The 18,826-nt window shown below is 67.6% G+C and carries 14 protein-coding genes and 6 tRNA genes; 7 read left to right on the forward strand and 13 right to left on the reverse strand.

The window, feature by feature from the left end:
• Positions 1 to 11: 11 nt before the first annotated feature.
• From pepN to QZ709_RS05435, 3 genes are all read right to left on the reverse strand, one after another.
• On the reverse strand, positions 12 to 2,684 hold the full coding sequence (gene pepN / locus QZ709_RS05425) for an aminopeptidase N (RefSeq protein WP_294636258.1): 2,673 nt from the start codon (positions 2,682 to 2,684) through the stop codon (positions 12 to 14).
• A 51-nt stretch (positions 2,685 to 2,735) separates the two neighbouring features.
• A protein-coding gene (gene prfB / locus QZ709_RS05430) for a peptide chain release factor 2 (protein WP_294636259.1) occupies positions 2,736 to 3,840 on the reverse strand; the annotation gives its coding sequence in 2 pieces (ribosomal slippage) (positions 2,736 to 3,758 and positions 3,760 to 3,840; 1,104 coding nt in all).
• An 86-nt stretch (positions 3,841 to 3,926) separates the two neighbouring features.
• Complete coding sequence (locus QZ709_RS05435) at positions 3,927 to 4,856, reverse strand: alpha/beta hydrolase (protein WP_294636260.1); 930 nt, start codon at positions 4,854 to 4,856, stop codon at positions 3,927 to 3,929.
• A gap of 195 nt (positions 4,857 to 5,051) precedes the next feature.
• On the opposite strand from QZ709_RS05435, the gene QZ709_RS05440 reads away from it, so the two are divergent.
• From QZ709_RS05440 to QZ709_RS05460, 5 genes are all read left to right on the forward strand, one after another.
• Positions 5,052 to 8,279: an EAL domain-containing protein gene (locus QZ709_RS05440; protein WP_294636314.1), complete on the forward strand. Its 3,228-nt coding sequence runs from the start codon at positions 5,052 to 5,054 to the stop codon at positions 8,277 to 8,279.
• Between the two features lie 63 nt (positions 8,280 to 8,342).
• Positions 8,343 to 9,185 carry a thioesterase family protein gene (locus tag QZ709_RS05445; RefSeq protein ID WP_294636261.1) on the forward strand — a complete coding sequence of 281 codons (843 nt, stop codon included), beginning with the start codon at positions 8,343 to 8,345 and terminating at the stop codon, positions 9,183 to 9,185.
• Positions 9,178 to 9,798: a chromate transporter gene (locus QZ709_RS05450; protein WP_294636262.1), complete on the forward strand. Its 621-nt coding sequence runs from the start codon at positions 9,178 to 9,180 to the stop codon at positions 9,796 to 9,798. Before QZ709_RS05445 ends, QZ709_RS05450 begins: the two co-directional genes overlap by 8 nt.
• A gap of 8 nt (positions 9,799 to 9,806) precedes the next feature.
• Positions 9,807 to 10,346 (forward strand): chromate transporter, encoded by a 540-nt coding sequence (locus QZ709_RS05455; RefSeq protein ID WP_294636263.1) that lies wholly within the window; start codon positions 9,807 to 9,809, stop codon positions 10,344 to 10,346.
• A gap of 16 nt (positions 10,347 to 10,362) precedes the next feature.
• Positions 10,363 to 10,650 (forward strand): GNAT family N-acetyltransferase, encoded by a 288-nt coding sequence (locus tag QZ709_RS05460; RefSeq protein WP_294636264.1) that lies wholly within the window; start codon positions 10,363 to 10,365, stop codon positions 10,648 to 10,650.
• A gap of 21 nt (positions 10,651 to 10,671) precedes the next feature.
• On the opposite strand, the gene QZ709_RS05465 is transcribed toward QZ709_RS05460, so the two are convergent.
• Both QZ709_RS05465 and QZ709_RS05470 read right to left on the reverse strand, forming a co-directional pair.
• Positions 10,672 to 11,970 (reverse strand): 3-deoxy-D-manno-octulosonic acid transferase, encoded by a 1,299-nt coding sequence (locus tag QZ709_RS05465; protein ID WP_294636265.1) that lies wholly within the window; start codon positions 11,968 to 11,970, stop codon positions 10,672 to 10,674.
• 111 nt (positions 11,971 to 12,081) lie between these two features.
• Positions 12,082 to 13,473, reverse strand: coding sequence for a phosphomannomutase/phosphoglucomutase (locus QZ709_RS05470; RefSeq protein WP_294636266.1), 1,392 nt, complete (start codon positions 13,471 to 13,473; stop codon positions 12,082 to 12,084).
• A gap of 191 nt (positions 13,474 to 13,664) precedes the next feature.
• On the opposite strand from QZ709_RS05470, the gene QZ709_RS05475 reads away from it, so the two are divergent.
• Together QZ709_RS05475 and QZ709_RS05480 are read left to right on the forward strand one after the other, a co-directional pair.
• Entirely contained in the window at positions 13,665 to 14,600 is a 936-nt protein-coding gene (locus QZ709_RS05475; RefSeq protein ID WP_294636267.1) for a DMT family transporter, read from the forward strand.
• On the forward strand, positions 14,597 to 15,076 hold the full coding sequence (locus QZ709_RS05480) for a MaoC family dehydratase (protein ID WP_294636268.1): 480 nt from the start codon (positions 14,597 to 14,599) through the stop codon (positions 15,074 to 15,076). Before QZ709_RS05475 ends, QZ709_RS05480 begins: the two co-directional genes overlap by 4 nt.
• 84 nt (positions 15,077 to 15,160) lie before the next feature.
• On the opposite strand, the gene QZ709_RS05485 is transcribed toward QZ709_RS05480, so the two are convergent.
• The 8 genes from QZ709_RS05485 to QZ709_RS05520 form a co-directional block, all read right to left on the reverse strand.
• Positions 15,161 to 15,237, reverse strand: a tRNA-Asp gene (locus QZ709_RS05485).
• A 60-nt stretch (positions 15,238 to 15,297) separates the two neighbouring features.
• Positions 15,298 to 15,373: transfer RNA gene (locus QZ709_RS05490), tRNA-Glu, on the reverse strand.
• Positions 15,374 to 15,458: 85 nt separating this feature from the next.
• Positions 15,459 to 15,534, reverse strand: a tRNA-Ala gene (locus QZ709_RS05495).
• A 94-nt stretch (positions 15,535 to 15,628) separates the two neighbouring features.
• Positions 15,629 to 15,705: transfer RNA gene (locus tag QZ709_RS05500), tRNA-Asp, on the reverse strand.
• A 51-nt stretch (positions 15,706 to 15,756) separates the two neighbouring features.
• Positions 15,757 to 15,832: transfer RNA gene (locus tag QZ709_RS05505), tRNA-Glu, on the reverse strand.
• A gap of 75 nt (positions 15,833 to 15,907) precedes the next feature.
• Positions 15,908 to 15,983, reverse strand: a tRNA-Ala gene (locus QZ709_RS05510).
• Positions 15,984 to 16,101: 118 nt separating this feature from the next.
• The gene (gene gltX / locus QZ709_RS05515; protein ID WP_294636269.1) at positions 16,102 to 17,520 is read right to left on the reverse strand and encodes a glutamate--tRNA ligase; all 1,419 of its coding nucleotides are present in this window, start codon (positions 17,518 to 17,520) and stop codon (positions 16,102 to 16,104) included.
• A complete protein-coding gene (locus tag QZ709_RS05520; protein ID WP_294636315.1) occupies positions 17,517 to 18,800 on the reverse strand; it encodes an O-succinylhomoserine sulfhydrylase in 1,284 nt (427 codons plus the stop codon). Before QZ709_RS05520 ends, gltX begins: the two co-directional genes overlap by 4 nt.
• Between the last annotated feature and the right edge of the window lie 26 nt (positions 18,801 to 18,826).

An 18,826-nucleotide genomic window follows, 5' to 3' on the forward strand; every position in this document is an offset into this window, starting at 1 on the left:
GGATTTCGCGCTCAGTCCTGCAGCGCACGGGTGACGATTTCGCGCACGTCGTCGGACAGCTCGGGGCGGGCCGCCACGCGGCTGATGGCCTCGCGGGCCGCCGTGCGGTAAGGCTCGGCCAGGCGGCGCCAGTGGTCGAGCGCCCGCGCCAGGCGGGCAGCCAGCTGCGGATTGATGCCGTCGATCTCGATGACGCGGTCGGCCCAGAACACGTAGCTGGCGGCGTCTGTGCGGTGGAAGGCGGCCGGGTTGCTCTGGCACAGCGCCATCAGCAGGCTGCGGGCACGGTTGGGCGTGCGCAGCGTGAAGTCCGGGTGCTGCATCAGGGCCTTGGCACGGGCAAAGACCTTGCCGTCGTGTTCGGGCGCGGTGGCCTGCAACGTGAACCACTTGTCGATGACCAAGGCCTCGCTCTTGAACTGCGCATGGAAGCGCTCGAGCGCGGGGGCAGCCAGGTCGGCGTGGGCGTTGACCAGGGCCTGCAGGGCACCCAGCCGGTCGGTCATGTTGGTGGCGTCCTTGAAGCGCTGCAGCGCCTTGCCCGGCCAGATCGGGTTCTGGCGCGCGGTGCCGTCCAGCACCAGCATGGCCAGGGCCAGGTTGGCCAGCGCGCGACGGCCGGCGCTGCGGGCGTCCGGCGAGTAGGCGCCGTTGTCGTGGAAGTGTTCCCAGGCCCAGATCCAGTCTTCGTGCAGCGCATGGGCCAGCTGGCGCTTCAGGCTTTCGCGCACGGTGTGGATGCGCTGCGGGTCGACCACCTCGAGCTGTTCGGCCACATAGGCCTCGCTCGGCAGGGTCAGCACCAGCTCCTTGAAGGCGGCGTCCAGCTCGGGATGGCGCAGCACCTCGCGCATGGCCTGCACATAGCGGGCGTCCAGCTCGATGTGGCCATCGCCGCGCACGGCAGCCAGGATGCGGTTGAGCGCCAGTTGCTGGCCGGCTTCCCAACGGTTGAAGGGGTCGTGGTCGTGGCTCAGCAGCGTGAACAGCGAGTCGTCGCTGTGCTCGGCCTCCAGCACCACCGGCGCCGAGAAGCCGCGCAGCAGCGAGGGCACCGGTTCGACCGGCACGTGCACAAAGGTGAAGGTCTGCTCCGGCTCGGACAGCACCAGCACCGTGTCGTGGCCCAGCGGGTTCAGCTGGCCTTCCAGCTGCAGGTGGATCTGGCGGCCGTCGCGGCCCACCAGGCCCATGGCCACGGGGATCACATACGGCGCCTTCTCGGGCTGGCCAGGCGTGGCCGCGCAGCGCTGGCTCAGCGTCAATGTGTAGATGTGGTTGGCTGCATCGTACTGTCCCCGGGCCGTGACACGGGGCGTGCCGGCCTGGCTGTACCAGCGCTTGAATGCGTCCAGGCGGGTGGCCAGTTCGCTGCCCGGGTTGGCATCGGCAATGGCCTGGGCAAAGTCGTCGCACGTGACGGCCTGGCCATCGTGGCGTTCGAAGTACAGCGACATGCCGTTGCGGAAGCCATCGTCGCCGACCAGGGTGTGCATCATGCGCACCACCTCGGCCCCCTTTTCATACACCGTCGTGGTGTAGAAGTTGTCGATGGCCAGGTAGCTGTCGGGGCGCACCGGGTGGGCCATCGGGCCCGCGTCTTCCGGGAACTGCAGCTGGCGCAGCGTGCGCACGTCTTCGATGCGCTTGACCGCGCGGGCGCTCTTGCTGCCAGCCATGTCCTGGCTGAACTGCTGATCGCGGAACACCGTGAGGCCTTCCTTGAGCGACAGCTGGAACCAGTCGCGGCAGGTGACGCGGTTGCCCGTCCAGTTGTGGAAGTACTCGTGGGCGACCACGCTTTCCACGTTGCCGAAGTCGATGTCGGTGGCCGTGGCGGGGTTGGCCAGCACGAACTTCGTGTTGAAGATGTTCAGGCCCTTGTTCTCCATCGCGCCCATGTTGAAGTCGCTGACCGCGACGATCATGAAGCGCTCCAGATCCAGGCTCAGGCCGAACCGGGCCTCGTCCCACGCGATCGACGCGATCAGCGAGTTCATCGCGTGCTCGGTCTTGTCGAGGTCACCCGCACGCACATAGATCTGCAGCAGGTGGTCCTTGCCGGCACGCGTGCGGATGCGCTGCTCGCGGCGGACCAAGTCGGCAGCCACCAGCGCGAACAGGTAGCAGGGCTTGGGGTGGGGGTCTTCCCACACCGCGTAGTGCTTGCCGCCTTCCAGCGCGCCCTCTTCCACCAGGTTGCCGTTGGACAGCAGCACCGGGTACTTCAGCTTGTCGGCCTTCAAGGTGACCTTGTAGGTCGCCATCACGTCCGGGCGGTCCAGGAAGTAGGTGATGCGGCGGAAGCCGAGGGCCTCGCACTGCGTGAAGAAACCGCCGCTGCTGGTGTACAGACCGGACAGCTGGGTGTTCTTCTCGGGCGCGCAGGTGGTGCGGATCTCGAGCTTGAACGGCTGCTGCGGCAGGTTCTCCAGCACCAGCTGGCCACCTTCGGTGCGGAAGGACACGGGCTCGCCGTCCACCAGCACACGCAGCAGGTTGATGTCCTCGCCATCCAGGCGCAGGGGCGCGCCCGGCTGCTCGGCGTTCGGTTCGACCGTCATCTTGTTGATGACCAGGGTCTTGGCCGGATCCAGGTCGAACGTCAGGTCGACGGTGCGGATCCAGAAAGCCGGCGCCGCGTAGTCTTCGCGGCGGATCAGCTGGGCGGTACCTTCACGCATGGGGGTCCTTGGTGTCGGGTCAGGCGGTGGGGGGCAGCGGCGGAAACAGGGTCAGACGCCCTGCTTCAGGCTCGCTTCGATGAAGGCGTCCAGGTCGCCATCCAGCACCTTCTGGGTGGCGGAGATTTCGACGTTGGTGCGCAGATCCTTGATGCGGCTGTTGTCCAGCACATACGAACGGATCTGGTGGCCCCAGCCCACATCGGTCTTGGTGTCTTCCAGCTTCTGCTGCGCTTCCATGCGCTTGCGCATCTCGTGGTCGTACAGGCGCGAGCGCAGACGGCGCCAGGCCACATCGCGGTTGCTGTGCTGCGAGCGGCTGTCCTGGCATTGCACGACGATGCCGGTGGGGATGTGCGTCAGGCGCACGGCCGAGTCGGTCTTGTTGATGTGCTGACCGCCCGCGCCCGAGGCACGGTAGGTGTCGGTGCGCACGTCGGCCGGGTTGATGTCGATTTCGATCGAGTCGTCGATTTCCGGGTAGACGAAAACCGACGCGAACGAGGTGTGACGGCCGCCCGACGAGTCGAACGGCGACTTGCGCACCAGCCGGTGCACGCCGGTTTCGGTGCGCAGGTAGCCGAAGGCGTACTCGCCCTCGACCTTGATCGTGGCGCTCTTGATGCCGGCGGTGTCGCCGTCGGTGATGTCTTCCACCGTGGCGGTGAAACCCTTGCGCTCGCAATAGCGCAGGTACTGGCGCAGCAGCATCGAGGCCCAGTCGCAGGCCTCGGTACCGCCGGCGCCGGCCTGGATGTCGACGAAGCAGTTGCTCGGGTCGGCCGGGTTGCTGAACATCCGGCGGAACTCCAGCCCCTCCACGTCCTTCAGCAGGTTCTGCACGTCATCGTGGATGGCCTGCAGGCCGTCGGTATCGCCTTCTTCCTTCGACATTTCGAAGAGTTCGGCGTTGTCGGCCAGATTGCTCGTCAGGTTGTTGATGACGACGACGACGTCTTCCAGGGACTTCTTTTCCTTGCCGAGGGCCTGGGCCCGCTTGGGATCGTTCCAGACGGACGGATCTTCCAGTTCGGCATTCACTTCAGCGAGGCGGCGGGACTTTTCATCCCAGTCAAAGATACCTCCGAAGCTCAGCGGTCCGCTGAGTCAGGTCGGCGATCTGGGTGCCCAGGGCGTTGATGTGTTCGATGTCCATGGTCTTGTGGTGTTCGGTGCGGGGCCACGCAGAGGGATGGCCCGAAGCTTAGATTTTCTCACGCTCGGGCGCTTGCGACGCGGCACTCAGGCCAGGAACGTGGCCAGCCAGCCGGCCAGCACCTCGGGCTGGTCGTGGTGCAGCATGTGGCCAGCCTCCGGCAGCACCTTGTGCGTGCCGTCCTGCAGCACCGCCACGCGCTCGAGGAAGGCCTCGCGGGTGTGCCGCCCCTGAAAGAACTGGTAGACCTCGGTTTCGCTCCCCTCCACCACCAGCGTGGGGGCCGTGATGGCGCGCCAGATGGCCAGCACCTCTTCGACACGGTACAGATGGGGCCCGGGCCGCTTGTGCGCCGGATCGGCGTTGATGTGCCAGCGACCGTCCACCTCGTGGGCCCAGTGACCGGCCAGCCATTGGGCGCGCTCAGGGGTCAGGCGGGGGTTGTTCTGCCGCAAGCGGGCGGCCACCTCGTCGAGGCTGGCGTAATCCTTGAGTCCCACCGGGGATTTCAAGCCGTCCAGCCACGCTGCGAGCCGCGCGGGCGCCTGCTCCGGCCGTCCCGCCGGCAAGCCGACTCCTTCGAGGTTCACCAGGCGGCGGATGCGCCCCGGCCGCGCGCCGGCATACAGCATGACGACATTGCCGCCCATGCTGTGCCCGACCAGGTTCACCGGTTGCCCCGGAGAGAGCCGATCCAGCACCACATCCAGGTCGGCCAGGTAGTCCACATAGGCGTAGTCGCCCTCGGGGGTGGGGCCATTGGCGAGGTAGCTGCCGCCGAAGCCCCGCCAGTCCAGCGCCACGAAGGCGCGCTCGCCCCACCCGGGCAGGGCACGCCAGGCATCCACCAGAAACTGGAACGAGGCCCCCACGTCCATCCAGCCATGTACCAGCACGGTCAGCGGTTCGGTCTCGGATGCGCGAGCCGGGTCGCCCCAGTACAGCACTTGCTGGAGGCGGCCGCGCACGGGCAGGCGTTCAGTCAGAAAAGATTGACGAGGCTGGTAAGTCGACATGCGGCGGATTTGAAAAAACCGGAAACGAGGGACACCCGGTGTGGCATCGGTCACGAAGTCGTCACGCTCGGAGGAGGGAGAGTTGTGCTCGGGGCAGGTGAATCATCCCCTATTTGTGCGGTTTTCACCTAAGCTGTCTGGTTTTGTGCCCATCGGCCGTCCGCCTCCAGAGAGAACCCTCAGCGAACCGTGAGCATGACCCCACCGCATCCCCTGTCCCCCGCCACAGCGGACCCGCTGGCCGCCCCGCGTGCGCCAGCTTTGGTGCGCTTCGGCCCGCTGGCGTTGGCCGTTTCCACGCTGGCGGCGGTGAGCATGGGACTGATTGCCTGGTCACATGAGAGCTGGGGGCGACTGCAGGCCCGCACGCACCGGGTCGACACCCTGCTGTCGACGGTGCAGTACCAGGCCCGCTTCAGCGTGCTCGAAACCGAGCAGCGGGTGATGGGCCTGCCCACCGCGCGCAGTGAAGCCCCGTATCAAGCGATGACCGAGGCGCTCGCCCTCGCCCGGACCCTGCACGAGGAGTCACCCGAAGATCTGCGCCCTGCGATGCGAGCGCTCATCGACGAGCTGGAGTCGGCAGCCGATGCGGTTCGGGCGCGCACCCTGGCCCCGCCAGCCCTGGACGCCAGCGGGCTGCGCCGGGCCCTGGACCAGGTGGATGCGGCCGTGCAGCACGCCACCCGGCAATGGGACGACACCCTGCGGGCCGACACCACCACGCAGCGGCGCTTCGACCACCTGAACATCGCCCTGGTCGGCGTGGTGACGCTGCTGCTCATCGGCCTGATGCGCCGTGCCGACCGACAGCGCACCAGCACCGCACGCAAACTCACCGCACGCGACGCCCAGCTCCGCGCCTTTGCAGAAGTCCTGCCCGACCTGGCCTTCCGCATGGACGCGCAGGGCACGTTTCTCGACGTCTACGGCAACAACCTGCCCTTGCTGGGGCGCCCTCCGGAGGCCATTCTGGGTCGCCCGCTGTCTTCGCTGTTTCCGGCCGAGATGACACAGCGCTTCACGGATGTGATCGACCAGACCCTGCACACCCGGCGCACGCAGTCGCTGAGCTTCTCGGTGCGCATCCACGACGACCTGCGGCACTTCGACAGCCGTTGCGCGCCCGTGGGCGACACCCCCGAGGTGGTCTGGATGATCTGGGACATCACCGCCCACCGCCAGACGGAAAAGCGGCTGCGCCACAAGACCCGGCTGTACGACTTCCTCAGCCACGTCAACCAGTCCATCGTCCGCTCGGCCGACGAGGCTTCGCTGCTGGCCCGGGTATGCCGGGTGGCGATCGAGCACGGCCAGTTCCGCAAGGCCTGGGTGGTGCTGCATGGAGACGACCCGCTGCAACTGCGCTGCCAGGCTGTCGCCGGCGATGACACCCCCGAGCGCCCGCAGCTCGACTTCGACCTGCCGCCAGATGCGCAGCAGGACAGCGCACTCGAAGCCGCACTGCGCCAAGGCCACACCTATTGCAGCAGCGACCTGGGGCGCCTGCCTCGGCGCCCCGATTGGGCCGACGCCGCGATCGCCACCGGCCTGCCCGGCTGCGTGACGGTCCCTCTGCGCCGCGACGAGCGCCTGATCGGTCACCTCGTGCTGCTGGGCCGGCGCGTGAACGACCAGGCCGAAGACCTGCTGACCCTGTTCGACGACCTGGCCAAGGACCTGTCTTTCGCGCTCACCAACCTGCACCGGGAGGCCCTGCGCCACCAGGCCGAAGAACGCATCCGCCTGCACGCCGCCGCGCTGGAGAGCACCCGGGACGGCATGATGGTGCTGTCCCAGGACCGCGTGGTGGTGTCGGTCAATGCCGCTTTCACCACCCTGACGGGCTGGCGCGAGGAAGAGGTGATCGGCCGCGTCCCGGACTTCCTGCTGCCGGACGACCCCACCGTCACGCTCGACGACATCCGCGAAGGCCTGCTGCGCGATGGCAGCTGGCAGGGCGAAATGTGGTTCCAGCGGCAGAGCGGCGAGCTGTTCATGACCAAGCTGTCCGTCAGCGCGGTACACAACAAGGATGGTCGCCCCACCCATTTCGTGGGCGTGTTCACCGACATCACCCAGCTCAAGCAGACGGAAGAGCGCCTGGCCCGCATGGCGCACTTCGACACCCTCACCGAGTTGCCCAACCGGGGCATGATCCACCAGCGACTGACCCACGCCCTCAGCCTGGCCCAGCGCCACCACACGCTGGTGGGCGTGGTCTTCATCGACCTGGACAACTTCAAGACCGTGAACGACGGCCTGGGCCACGCCGCCGGCGACAGCCTGCTGCGCCAGGTGGCCAGCCGCCTGCGGGCCCGCGTTCGTCAGGAAGACACCCTGGGCCGCCTGGGCGGCGACGAGTTCATCCTTGTGCTCGAGCACCTGCGCCACCCGCAACAGGCCGCACACGTGGCCTCGGCCATCCTCGACACCCTGCAGCAGCCCTTCACCCTCGATGGCGGCGAGCAGGTGTACGTGCGCGCCTCGATCGGCATCAGCCTCTTCCCGAACGACGGGCAGGAGGCCGCCGACCTGATCCGCAACGCCGACGCGGCGATGTACGAATCGAAGCGACGCGGCCGCAACAGCTTCAGCTTCTACACCGAGTCCTTCACCAGCGACGCCACCTCGCGCCTGCTGCTGGAAACCCGCCTGCGCCGGGCCATGGAACAGGGCGACTTCCTGCTGCACTACCAGCCGCAGATCAGGCTGAGCGACCGCCGCATCACCGCGGTCGAGGCGCTGGTGCGCCTGCGCCCGCCCTCGGGCAGCGGCGAGTTCATGGCGCCCGTCAGCCCGCACCAGTTCATCCCGGTGATGGAAGACACAGGGATGATCGTGGCGCTGGGCGAATGGGTGCTGACCGAAGCTTGCCGCCAGGGCCGCGCCTGGCTGGATGCCGGACTGGACTTCGGCCGCATGTCGGTCAACCTGTCGCCCTCGGAGATCCGCCGTGGCGGCGTCGTGGAGCGCGTGTCACGCATCCTGCGGGAAACCGGCCTGCCGCCGCACCGGCTCGAGCTCGAGATCACCGAAAGCGGCCTGATGGAGTCCGGCGGCAACACCGAGCAGTTCCTGCACATGCTGCACGGGCTCGGCGTCACCCTCACGATCGACGACTTCGGCACCGGCTATTCGTCGCTGGCCTATCTCAAGCGTTTCCCGGTCCACCAGCTGAAGATCGACCGCAGCTTCGTCCAGGACCTGCCCGGCAACGACAACGATGGTCAGCTGGTCGCCACCATGATCGCCATGGCACGCGGGCTGAAACTCAATGTGGTCGCCGAGGGCGTGGAGATGCCTGATCAGGAGGCTTACCTGGCCAGCCGCGGCTGCGACATCGTGCAGGGCTATCTCTATAGCCGCCCCCTGACTGCACCGGCGCTGGCCACCTGGCTGCAGGAACACCCCTCGTCCTGACACAAAAAGCACGATCGTTCGATTCCTCCCATAATGGGCGTCTCATCCCTCGCGCCCTCCACCATGTCCGACTCCCCGACCTCCTCCTCTGCCGTCTGCCCCCTGCCCGACCTGCTGGCATCCCGCGCTTCCCAGGACGCCCGCATCCGCTTCCAGGTGGGTGAAGACTGGGGACAAGGCCGCACCACCTTCGGCGGCCTGCTCTCGCTGCTGGCCGTGCAGGCCATGCGGGATGTGTGCGGGGCCGAGTGGCCGCTGCGGGCCCTACAGACCAGCTTCGTCGGCCCCGTCGTGCCCGGCCCCGTCGAGGTCGAAGTGCACCTGCTGCGCCAGGGCAAGAACGTGCGCCAGGTGCAAGCGCGCCTGCTTCAGGCCGATGCAAATGGCATCGAACAGGTGGCAGGCGTCCTGCTGGGTGTGTTCGGCACCGGGCGCGACAGCACGCTGCCCGCGCTCAGCCCTCAGCAGCCCTCCGTGGACAAGGCACCGGACGATGCCTTGAAGCTGCCCTTCATCCCCGGCCTGACCCCGAACTTCACGCAGCACCTGGAGTTCCGCATTGCAGAAGGCGGCCTGCCGTTCACCGGCGCCGAGCACTGGCACAGCCGTACTCACGTGCGACTGCAACAGGCAGGCGACGTCGACGCCGAACTGCAGGCCGTGCTGCTGGCCGATGCAGGCCCGACCCCGGCCCTGCAGCGCCTGCGGGGGTTCGCCCCCGCCTCGTCCGTCTCCTGGGCGCTCGAGCTCCGCCCGGTGAGCGTGACCGAGCCAGCCGGCTTCTGGCGCATGGACAAAGACGCCCTGGTCACCGGCGAGGGCTATGTCAACGAACGCACGACGTTGTGGACCCCCTGCGGCCAGCTGGCGGCGCTCGGATACCAGGTGGTGGCGGTGTATGCCTGATCCGGCGGAAGGCGAGTTGCGCCGGCCCACCTCGCTGGGCGAGCTGTTCGTGGCCTTCACCCTGCTGGCCTTGCAAGGATTCGGCGGGGTCATTGCCGTGGCCCAGCGTGAACTGTGCGAGCGTCGTCGCTGGCTGAGCGCCAAGGACTTCGTCGAGATGCTGGCCAACGCGCAGGTCCTGCCCGGTCCCAACGTCTGCAACCTGTCGCTGATGATCGGCGACCGTTTCTTCGGCTGGCGAGGCGCGCTCACGGCGCTGGCCGGCATGGTGTGTGCCCCGCTCGCTCTGATGCTCTTCATTGCGTGGGGCCTGGGCGCGGCGGCGTCCAGCGGCCTGGCCCAGCAACTGGTGCGCGGGGCCTTGCACGGCATTGCCGCCGTCGCCGCCGGCCAGATCATCGGCACGGTGCTGCGGCTGGCCGTGTCGCTGCGTGGCCACGTGCTCGGCGCCGGCGCGGGCGCGGCGCTCGCCGCCGTCGCCTTTGCACTGATGACGGTGGCCCGCCTCCCGCTGCTGTGGGTGCTGCTCGGATTGGGCGGCAGTGCCTGGCTGGTGACCTACGCCCTGCTGCGGCGCCGCGCCGCCGGCACCGACGCCGCCAGCCCGACATGAGCCCCCCGATGCAACCCTGGATGTGGGCGCCCGACACCTGGTGGACGCTGTTCGGGCACTTTCTCGCGCTCTCCCTGATGTCGATCGGCGGCGCGATCACCCTGGTGCCCGACATGCACCGCCGCCTGGTGGTGGAAGACGGCTTGCTGAGCGACACCGACTTCACAGCGGCCATCGCCCTGGCCCAGGCGGCCCCCGGACCGAACGTGCTTTTCGTCGCGCTGATGGGGTGGTATGGCGCCGGGCTGGGTGGGGCCATCGTCAGCCTGCTCGGCATCATGATTCCTTCCACCACACTGGCCCTGGCCGCATCGCGGTGGGTGACGCGGCGGCGGCAATGGCTGGGCGTACAGGCCTTTCAGGCCGCCATGGTGCCCGTCACCGTGGGCCTGCTGCTTGCCACGGGATGGCTGTTGGCCCCCTCCCCGGAGGCCCCGCGCGCGCTGCTGCTGAGCGCAGGCGTGGCCCTGGCGGTGTGGCGCACCCGCGTCCGGCTCATCTGGCTCGTGGCACTCGGTGCCGTGCTGGGCGCGATGGGCTGGGTCTGATTCCCGAGGAGCAAGCATGAGCAAGACACCCGCACTGGACATCGTCCATCACCCCGAGATCGGCCGGTTCGAGGCCATCGTCGACGGCCTGCGATGCGAGGCCGACTACGTGCTGCAGGGCCAGGTGATGCGCATGACGCACACCGGCGTCCCGCGCGCCCTGGAAGGCCGCGGCATTGCGGCCGCCCTCGTCTCCCACGCGCTGGGCTGGGCGCGAGAACAGGGCTACAAGGTCCAGCCCGTGTGCAGCTATGTGGCGGTCTACATGCGCCGCCACCCGGAGTGGCAGGACCTCGCTGCCTGAGCGCGATGCCGCTGGCCGTCCTCAGACACGCGCAATGAGGGCCGCAACGGCCTGTGCCATGCGCTGCGCCGCCCCCCGGTGGCTGACCGCAAAGGCCAGGGCCGCCGCGCTGGCTTGAGCGCGCGCGCCCGGCTCGGTCAGCCGCACCGCTTCGTTCACACCCGCGCGCCAGTCGGACACCCGATGAGCCGCCCCGGCCGCCTCGCTCAATTCGGCGGCCAGTGCGAAGTTGAAGGTCGATGGCCCCATGACCACCGGACAGCCGCAGGCCGCCGCCTCGATCAGGTTCTGCCCCCCCAGCGGGGCAAAACTGCCCCCCAGCAGCGCCACATCGGCCGCGGCGTAGTAGGCCGGCATCTCCCCCATCGTGTCGCCCAGCCACACGTCGGCGGCGCACGCCGTGGCGTCCGGGCCGGACTGCGGCCACGTGCTGCGGCGCGACAGCGTGAAGCCCGCGGCCTGCACTGCCTTCGCCACCTCGTCGAACCGCTGCGGGTGCCGCGGCACGATGAACAGGCGCGGGCGGCGGTCCAACGGCAGGTTCTGCCACGCCGCAAGCAGGTCGGGCTCCTCGCCCTCGCGGGTGCTGGCTGCCAGCACCACCGGCCGCGCATCCACACGCCAGGCCCGCCCCCGCGCCAGCAGCGTCTCATCGGGTTGCATGTCGAACTTCACATTCCCGGCCACCTCGACCCGGGAGGCCCCCATGGCCCGCAGCCGATCCGCATCGGCCTGGGTCTGCGCCAGGCACAGCGCCAGCGCGCGCGCGGCGGGCCGCATCAGGGCCGACAGGCGCTGCCCCTGTCGCAGGCTCTTCTCGCTCAGGCGGGCATTGGCCAGCACCATGGGCACGCCCGACCGAACCGCCTCATGCTGCAGATTGGGCCACACCTCGGTTTCCATCAGCACCCCTACGGCCGGCCGGTGCACGGCCAGGAACCGCCGCACCGCGCCCGGGGTGTCATAGGGCAACCAGGTCTGCACGTCGCCAGGCTGCAGCAGTGCACGCCCCGCTTCGCGACCCGTGGCCGTGGTGTGCGTGAGCACAAGCCGCATGCCCGGACACGCCACCCGCAGCGCCTGAATCAGCGGCGCGGCTGCGCGCGCTTCACCGAGGGACACGGCATGGACCCACACACAGGGCCCTGGCTGCGGCAACAACCGGCCTCGATAAGCCCGACCGTAGAGCCCCAGCCGCCACGGCCAGTGGGCCCGGTAAGCGGGCTCCTCGCAGCCGCGCGCCCACACCCGCCACAGGTAGGCCGGCGTGCCCAGACGCAGCAACAGGGAATAGGCCTGGCGGGCCAGCCAGGCGCTCAATGCGTGATCGGACAAAGGCAACGCTTTCGGGACAGCAAACCCGAAATGCTAGCCGAGAGCCGACGCGGGGCACGGGAGGCCCTGCGTCGTCGGCTCACCGCAGCGTCGCGCTCAGTGGGCCGAGGCACCGACGTGGGCGTCGGGCTTCACGGCCAGGATGGCGTCCATGAAGACCTTGCGGATGCGCTCCAGGGCTTCCGGGCTCTGCCCTTCGAAGCGCAGCACCAGCACCGGCGTGGTGTTCGACGCGCGGACCAGGCCGAAGCCGTCCTCGTAGTCGGCGCGCAGGCCGTCGATCGTGGTGACCTCGCGTGCGCCTTCGAACTTGGCCGTTTCACGCAGTTTTTCGACCACGGCGTGGTGCTCGCCTTCGGCACAGGCCACGTTCAGCTCCGGCGTGCTGAAGCTGGTGGGCAACGCATTGAGCACGGCGCTTGGATCGGCCTCCTTGCTCAGGATCTCCAGCAGGCGACCGGCGGTGTAGGTGGCGTCATCGAAGCCGTACCAGCGCTCGGCAAAGAAGATGTGGCCCGACATTTCGCCCGCAAACGGCGCGCCCGTTTCCTTCAGCTTGGCCTTCACCAGCGAATGGCCGGTCTTGTACATCACCGGCTCGCCACCGGCCGCACGGATGGCCAGCGCGAGTTGCTGGCTGCACTTCACGTCATAAATGATCTTGCCACCCGGCACCCGGCTCAGGATGTCTCGCGCGAACAGCATGATCTGCCGGTCCGGGAAGATGTTCTGGCCGTCACGGGTGATCACGCCCAGGCGGTCACCGTCGCCGTCAAAGGCCAGGCCCAGATCGGCGCCCTGCGCCTTCACCGCGGCAATCAGGTCCTGCAGGTTTTCGGGCTTGGAGGGATCGGGATGGTGGTTGGGGAAATCGCCGTCGACCTCGGAGTACAGCTCGGTGACCTCACATCCCAGCGCACGCAGGATGCCCGGGGCCGACGCGCCCGGAATGCCGTTGCCCGAGTCCACCACGATCTTCAGCGGGCGGCTCAGCTTGCAGTCGCCGACGATGCGCTGGGTGTACTCCGGCAGGATGTCCAGGGCCGTGAGGCGCCCCTCGCCGGTGGCGTAGTCCTCGCGCTCGATGCGCTGACGCAGGCCCTGAATGTCATCGCCGTAGATCGCACGGCCAGCCAGCACCATCTTGAAGCCGTTGTAGTCCTTGGGGTTGTGGCTGCCCGTCACCTGGATGCCGCTGTGGCACCCCTGCTCGCCTCGCGTGGCGGCCACGTAATACAGCATCGGGGTGGTGACGGCACCGAGGTCGATCACGTCGATGCCGGTCGAGCGCAGGCCCTTGATCAGCGCACCACTCAGCGACGGGCCGGACACGCGCCCATCACGGCCCACGGCCACGGCCTTCTCGCCGAGCTTGAGCGCCTCGGTACCGAAGGCGCGCCCCAGGTGCTCGGCCACGGCCTCGCTCAAGGTCTGCCCGACGATGCCCCGGATGTCGTAGGCCTTGAAGATGGAAGCCGCAACTTGCATGGTGGTCCTTTGCTGAATGAATGATGGATACGCCAAGAATGTGGTGCATTTTAGAGACCGCCTCGTGACCATCTGCAAAACCCGCATCGACCTGGCTTGGCCCCCCATGAACGAAGGGCCTGACATGCCTTCCGCGTTGTGAATCCGGTGCGTCCGGCGTGTACCGGCGCGTTCCGCTAGCATCGGGCCGCATGCATCTCAAAGATCACCTGTCGCTGCTGCTGCTCGCCGCCTTGTGGGGCGCGTCCTTTCTGTTCCTGCGGCAGGCTGCGCCGGTGGTGGGCCCGGTCATCGTGGCCACGGTGCGCACGCTGGGGGGCGCCCTGGTGCTGCTGCCCTTGTTGATGTTGCGCCAGAGCGCGCCCCGCCCGCTGTCCGTGTTGAAACAGCAAGGCTGGACGCTGGCCGGCGTGGCGTTGACTTCGACGCTGTTGCCCTTTCTGTTCCTCAGCCAGGCAGCGCTGTCGCTGTCGGCCGGCTTGATGTCCATCCTCAACGCCTCGACTCCGCTGTGGGGCGCGGCGATCGGCTGGGTGTGGACCCGCGAGCCGCTGGGACGCCGACGCCTGCTCGGGTTGGCCACGGGCTTTGCCGGCGTCGTGCTGCTGTCCGCCGAGCGCCTTCACGGCGGGCATGCATCCGGGCTCGCCATCCTGTTCGTGCTGCTGGCCACGTTCTGTTATGCCCTGTCCGTCCACACGATCCAGCGAAAGCTGCACGGCGTTCCGTCCTTGACGATCACGACCTTGACCCTTGGCATCACGGGCATGGCGCTGCTGCTGCCCGCCTGCCTGGGTGGGCTGCCTGCGACGGCCGGCGCGGGGCACGACCTTTCCCTCACGGTCTGGATCGCACTGGGCGGCCTGGCCGTGCTGTGCACCGGCTTCGCTTATGACCTCTTCAACCGCCTCATTGCGCGGGTGGGGGCCAGTCGGGCGATCTCGGTCACCTTCCTGATCCCGGTGTTCGGGATGCTGTGGGGCACCCTGTTTCTGGGCGAAACGGTGAGCGCCAGCATGCTGCTCGGCACCGCCGTCATCCTGGCAGGCACGCTCCTGTCCAACCAGGGAGCGGTCCCTGTTTCGCGCACGGCCCGCCCCATTCACTTCGAAGAGGAGACCCGATGAGCACACGCTCCCCCCGCTGGCAGTGGGAAGATTTCACCGAAGGCCTGAGCATGACCTTCGGGCCGAAAGAGGTCACGCGCGACGAGGTCGTCGCTTTCGCTCGCGATTTCGATCCCCAGCCCTTCCACCTCGATGAGGAAGCAGGCAAAGCCTCGCTGTTCGGCGGCCTGGCCGCCAGCGGCTGGCACACGGCCGGCATCGTGATGCGCCTGATGTGCGACGGCTTTCTGCTGGATTCGTCCAGCCTGGGCTCACCTGGCCTGGACACGCTGAAGTGGCTCAAGCCCGTGCTGGTGGGCGACCAACTGCGTGCCCGCATGACGGTGCTGGCCTCACGGCCCATGAAGAGCCGCGCCCATGTGGGCCTGGTGCAGACGCGCTGGGAAGCCCTGAATCAGCGCGACGAGGTCGTGATGCTGATCGAGAGCTGGGGCATGTTCGGGCGCCGCGAACCGGCAGCCCAGCCGGAGGGCTGAACCGAGATCGCCCGTGCGGTTTGCTCGGGCTGGCGCCGCAAAGCAAAAAGCCCTGATGCACAGGCATCAGGGCTTTGCTTTTCTTGGCGGAGTGGACGGGACTCGAACCCGCGACCCCCGGCGTGACAGGCCGGTATTCTAACCGACTGAACTACCACTCCGCGTCGGTGACGACTTCGGCTTCACATGCAAGCATGCTCAACCCAAGTGCCGTCAAAACTTGGCGTCCCCTAGGGGATTCGAACCCCTGTAGTCACCGTGAAAGGGTGGTGTCCTAGGCCTCTAGACGAAGGGGACTCCGTCTCAACAAATTGTATCTGACACAAACCGTCTCGCTACCGGCCCTGACGCCACCGACCAACAGGACACCCTGTCGGCATTCTGGTGGAGGTAAGCGGGATCGAACCGCTGACCTCTTGCATGCCATGCAAGCGCTCTCCCAGCTGAGCTATACCCCCGTTCGTGTTGCCACGTTCAGGGCGCCAGACTGGCACCGAGACTGTTTCCATCAACGGCGTTGCTGTGTCACCAGCAACGCCCATTCAAAAGAACTGGCGGAGTGGACGGGACTCGAACCCGCGACCCCCGGCGTGACAGGCCGGTATTCTAACCGACTGAACTACCACTCCGCGTCGGTAACGACTTTGCTGACATCGCTGCCAGCCAAGTGCCGTCAAACTTGGCGTCCCCTAGGGGATTCGAACCCCTGTAGTCACCGTGAAAGGGTGGTGTCCTAGGCCTCTAGACGAAGGGGACTGAATTCCTTCATGCAACCTGATCGACGCTCTACCCGACACACTCTGCAACCAGACACCGACCAGATTGCTCTGGTGGTGGAGGTAAGCGGGATCGAACCGCTGACCTCTTGCATGCCATGCAAGCGCTCTCCCAGCTGAGCTATACCCCCTTTTGATGCGCATTTGGATTTGCATCCTTCGGGTTGCCCGGCTGCTTTGTCGTTTCGAACAAAGCGTCGTTCAAGCGAGAATGAGAGTATATGTCGATTTTTCTGCCGTTGGCAAGCCTCAGCTGTTTTTCTGCAACCGTTGCACCACAACGTCACGTTCAAACAACACCAGCGCTGCATCGACGGACGGGGTCTGCGAACGGCCACACACCAGCAGACGCACGGGGATGGCCAGTTGCGGCATCTTCAGGCCGAACTCGCCCAGCGTGTCCTTGATGGCCTGGCTGATGGCCGGTGCCTCCCACGCCACGCCCTTCAGGCGTTCTGCCAGCGCGGCCACGGCCGGCTTGACGGCGTCGGTCAGCTTGGCAGCCAGCTCATCGGCCGGCGGGGTCACGTCGGCCACATACATGGTCAGCCACTCCGCCAGCTCGACCGTGGTGCTGCAGCGGTCCTTGAACAGCGCGCAATGCGGGGCCAGCGCGGCGTCGTCGGCCACTTCATGGCCCTTGGCGCGCAGGTGCTTGGCCACCAGGGCCGACAGGCGGGCGTCGTCGGCGTGCTTCACGTAGTGGGCGTTGACCCACGCCAGCTTGGCCGCATCCCACTGGGCCGGGCTCTTGTTGAGGTGCGAGCCATCGAACCAAGACACCATCTGCTCGATGGTGAACAGCTCTTCGTCGCCATGGCTCCAGCCCAGGCGGGCCAGGTAGTTCAGCATGGCTTCGGGCAGGTAGCCCATTTCTTCGTAGTTCGACACCGCCACGGCGCCGCGGCGCTTGGACAGTTTGGTGCCGTCGTCACCCAGGATGACGGGCAGGTGGCCGAACTGCGGCAGCGCGGCGCCCAGCGCGCGGTAGATGTTGATCTGCCAGGGCGTGTTGTTGATGTGCTCGTCGCCACGGAAGACGTGGGTGATTTGCATGTCCCAGTCGTCGACCACCACGGCGAAGTTGTAGGTGGGCACGCCGTCCGGACGCTGGATGATGAGGTCGTCGATCTCGCGGTTGTTGATCGTGATCGGCCCCTTGACGAGGTCGTCCCAGGTCACGTCGCCTTCCAGCGGGTTGGCGAAGCGCACCACGGGCTTCACGCCCTCCGGGATCGGAGGCAGAACCTTGCCCGGAGCGGGGCGCCAGCGGCCGTCGTAGCCGGTCTTCTCGCCGCGGGCCTTCTGGGCCTCGCGCATGGCGTCCAGCTCTTCCGGCGTGGCGTAGCAGCGGTAGGCTGTGCCGTTGGCCAGCATCTGGTCAATCACCTGCTGGTAGCGGTCCAGACGCTGCATCTGGTAGATCGGGCCTTCGTCGTAGTCCAGGCCCAGCCAGTGCATGGACTGCAGGATCTGCTCGACCGACTCCTGGGTGGAGCGCGCCACGTCGGTGTCTTCGATGCGCAGCACGAACTGGCCGCCGTGGTGGCGGGCATAAGCCCAGGAATACAGCGCGGTGCGGGCGGTGCCCAGATGCAGGTAGCCGGTCGGCGACGGGGCGATCCGGGTGCGGACGACGCCGGTGGGGTGGGTGGCAGCGTTGCTCATGTGTTCAGGGTATCCAGGCCACGGGCCAGATCGGCCGTGAGGTCATCGATGTGTTCCAGGCCGACGGCCACGCGGATCATGCCCTGCGTGATGCCCGCGGCCAGGCGCTGGGCTTCGGTCAGGCGCCCGTGCGAGGTGCTCGACGGGTGGGTGATCAGCGTCTTGGTGTCGCCCAGGTTGGAGGTGATCGAGCACAGACGGGTCTGGTCGATCACGTGGAAAGCAGCCTGTCGCAGGCGTAGGGCGGCCTCGTCCAGCGTGGCGGGACCGGGCACGGTGACGTCGCCTGCCGCGGGCCGGGTCGTGAAGGACACGACGGCCCCGCCGCAGCCATTCTGCTGCTTCATCGCCAAGGCGTGCTGCGGGTGGCTGGGCAGGCCGGGGTAGAAGACCTGTTCGACCTTCGGGTGTTGCTCGAGCCACTGTGCGAGCTTGAGCGCGTTGGTGCTCTGCGCGGCCATGCGGATGGACAGCGTCTCGAGGCCTTTGAGCACGACCCACGCATTGAACGGCGACAGCGTCATGCCGGCACCGCGCAAGGTCGTCATCAGCGGGCCGTTGATGAGGGCGTCCGGACCACAGACGGCGCCGGCCAGCACCCTGCCCTGCCCGTCCAGGTACTTGGTGCCCGAATGGATGACGAGGTCGGCGCCCAGGTCGACCGGCCGTTGCAGCGCCGGGGTGCAGAAGCAGTTGTCGACCGCGAGCAGTGCACCGTGCGCGTGGGCCACCTCGGCCAGCGCGGCGATGTCGCACACCTCGGTGAGCGGGTTGCTGGGGGTTTCGGCGAACAGCAGCCTGGTGTTGGGGCGCATGGCGTCACGCCACTGCTGCACATCGGTCTGCGACACGAAGGTGGTCTCGACGCCGAACTTGCCGAACTGCGTGGCCAGCAGGGTGATGGTCGAGCCGAACACGCTGTGCGAGCACACCACATGGTCGCCCGCCTTGAGCAGGCCCATGACCATGAGCAGGATGGCGCTCATGCCGCTGGCGGTGGCAATGCACGCCTCGGTGCCTTCGAGCGCGGCCAGGCGGCGCTCGAACATCATCGTGGTGGGGTTGGTGAAGCGCGAGTAGACGAAGGCTTCTTCTTCGTTGGCAAAGCGCGCGGCGGCCGTGGCGGCATCCGGGTGGTTGAAGCTGCTGGTCAGGAACAGCGCCTCGGAGTTTTCGCCCCACTGCGTGGGCGGCAGCCCTTCGCGCACCGCCAGGGTGTCGATGTGGGCATCGGCCGGCAGGTCTTTGCGCGGCAGTCGTTTCTTGTCTTGCTCGGCCATCATCGGCCCCTTTCGTCGGCCGGCCG

The sequence above is a fragment of the uncultured Aquabacterium sp. genome, from assembly GCF_913773725.1.
Taxonomy (GTDB): Bacteria; Pseudomonadota; Gammaproteobacteria; order Burkholderiales; family Burkholderiaceae_C; genus Aquabacterium.

Bases quoted from the DNA above. Each gene is read 5' to 3' on its own strand.
- QZ709_RS05480 (WP_294636268.1), top strand. From the start codon at position 14,597: ATGAGCACACGCTCCCCCCGCTGGCAGTGGGAAGATTTCACCGAAGGC.
- QZ709_RS05445 (WP_294636261.1), top strand. From the start codon at position 8,343: ATGTCCGACTCCCCGACCTCCTCCTCTGCCGTCTGCCCCCTGCCCGAC.
- gltX (WP_294636269.1), bottom strand. From the start codon at position 17,520: ATGAGCAACGCTGCCACCCACCCCACCGGCGTCGTCCGCACCCGGATC.
- QZ709_RS05475 (WP_294636267.1), top strand. From the start codon at position 13,665: ATGCATCTCAAAGATCACCTGTCGCTGCTGCTGCTCGCCGCCTTGTGG.
- QZ709_RS05470 (WP_294636266.1), bottom strand. From the start codon at position 13,473: ATGCAAGTTGCGGCTTCCATCTTCAAGGCCTACGACATCCGGGGCATC.
- QZ709_RS05460 (WP_294636264.1), top strand. From the start codon at position 10,363: ATGAGCAAGACACCCGCACTGGACATCGTCCATCACCCCGAGATCGGC.
- QZ709_RS05520 (WP_294636315.1), bottom strand. From the start codon at position 18,800: ATGGCCGAGCAAGACAAGAAACGACTGCCGCGCAAAGACCTGCCGGCC.
- QZ709_RS05450 (WP_294636262.1), top strand. From the start codon at position 9,178: ATGCCTGATCCGGCGGAAGGCGAGTTGCGCCGGCCCACCTCGCTGGGC.
- QZ709_RS05455 (WP_294636263.1), top strand. From the start codon at position 9,807: ATGCAACCCTGGATGTGGGCGCCCGACACCTGGTGGACGCTGTTCGGG.
- QZ709_RS05440 (WP_294636314.1), top strand. From the start codon at position 5,052: ATGACCCCACCGCATCCCCTGTCCCCCGCCACAGCGGACCCGCTGGCC.
- QZ709_RS05435 (WP_294636260.1), bottom strand. From the start codon at position 4,856: ATGTCGACTTACCAGCCTCGTCAATCTTTTCTGACTGAACGCCTGCCC.
- pepN (WP_294636258.1), bottom strand. From the start codon at position 2,684: ATGCGTGAAGGTACCGCCCAGCTGATCCGCCGCGAAGACTACGCGGCG.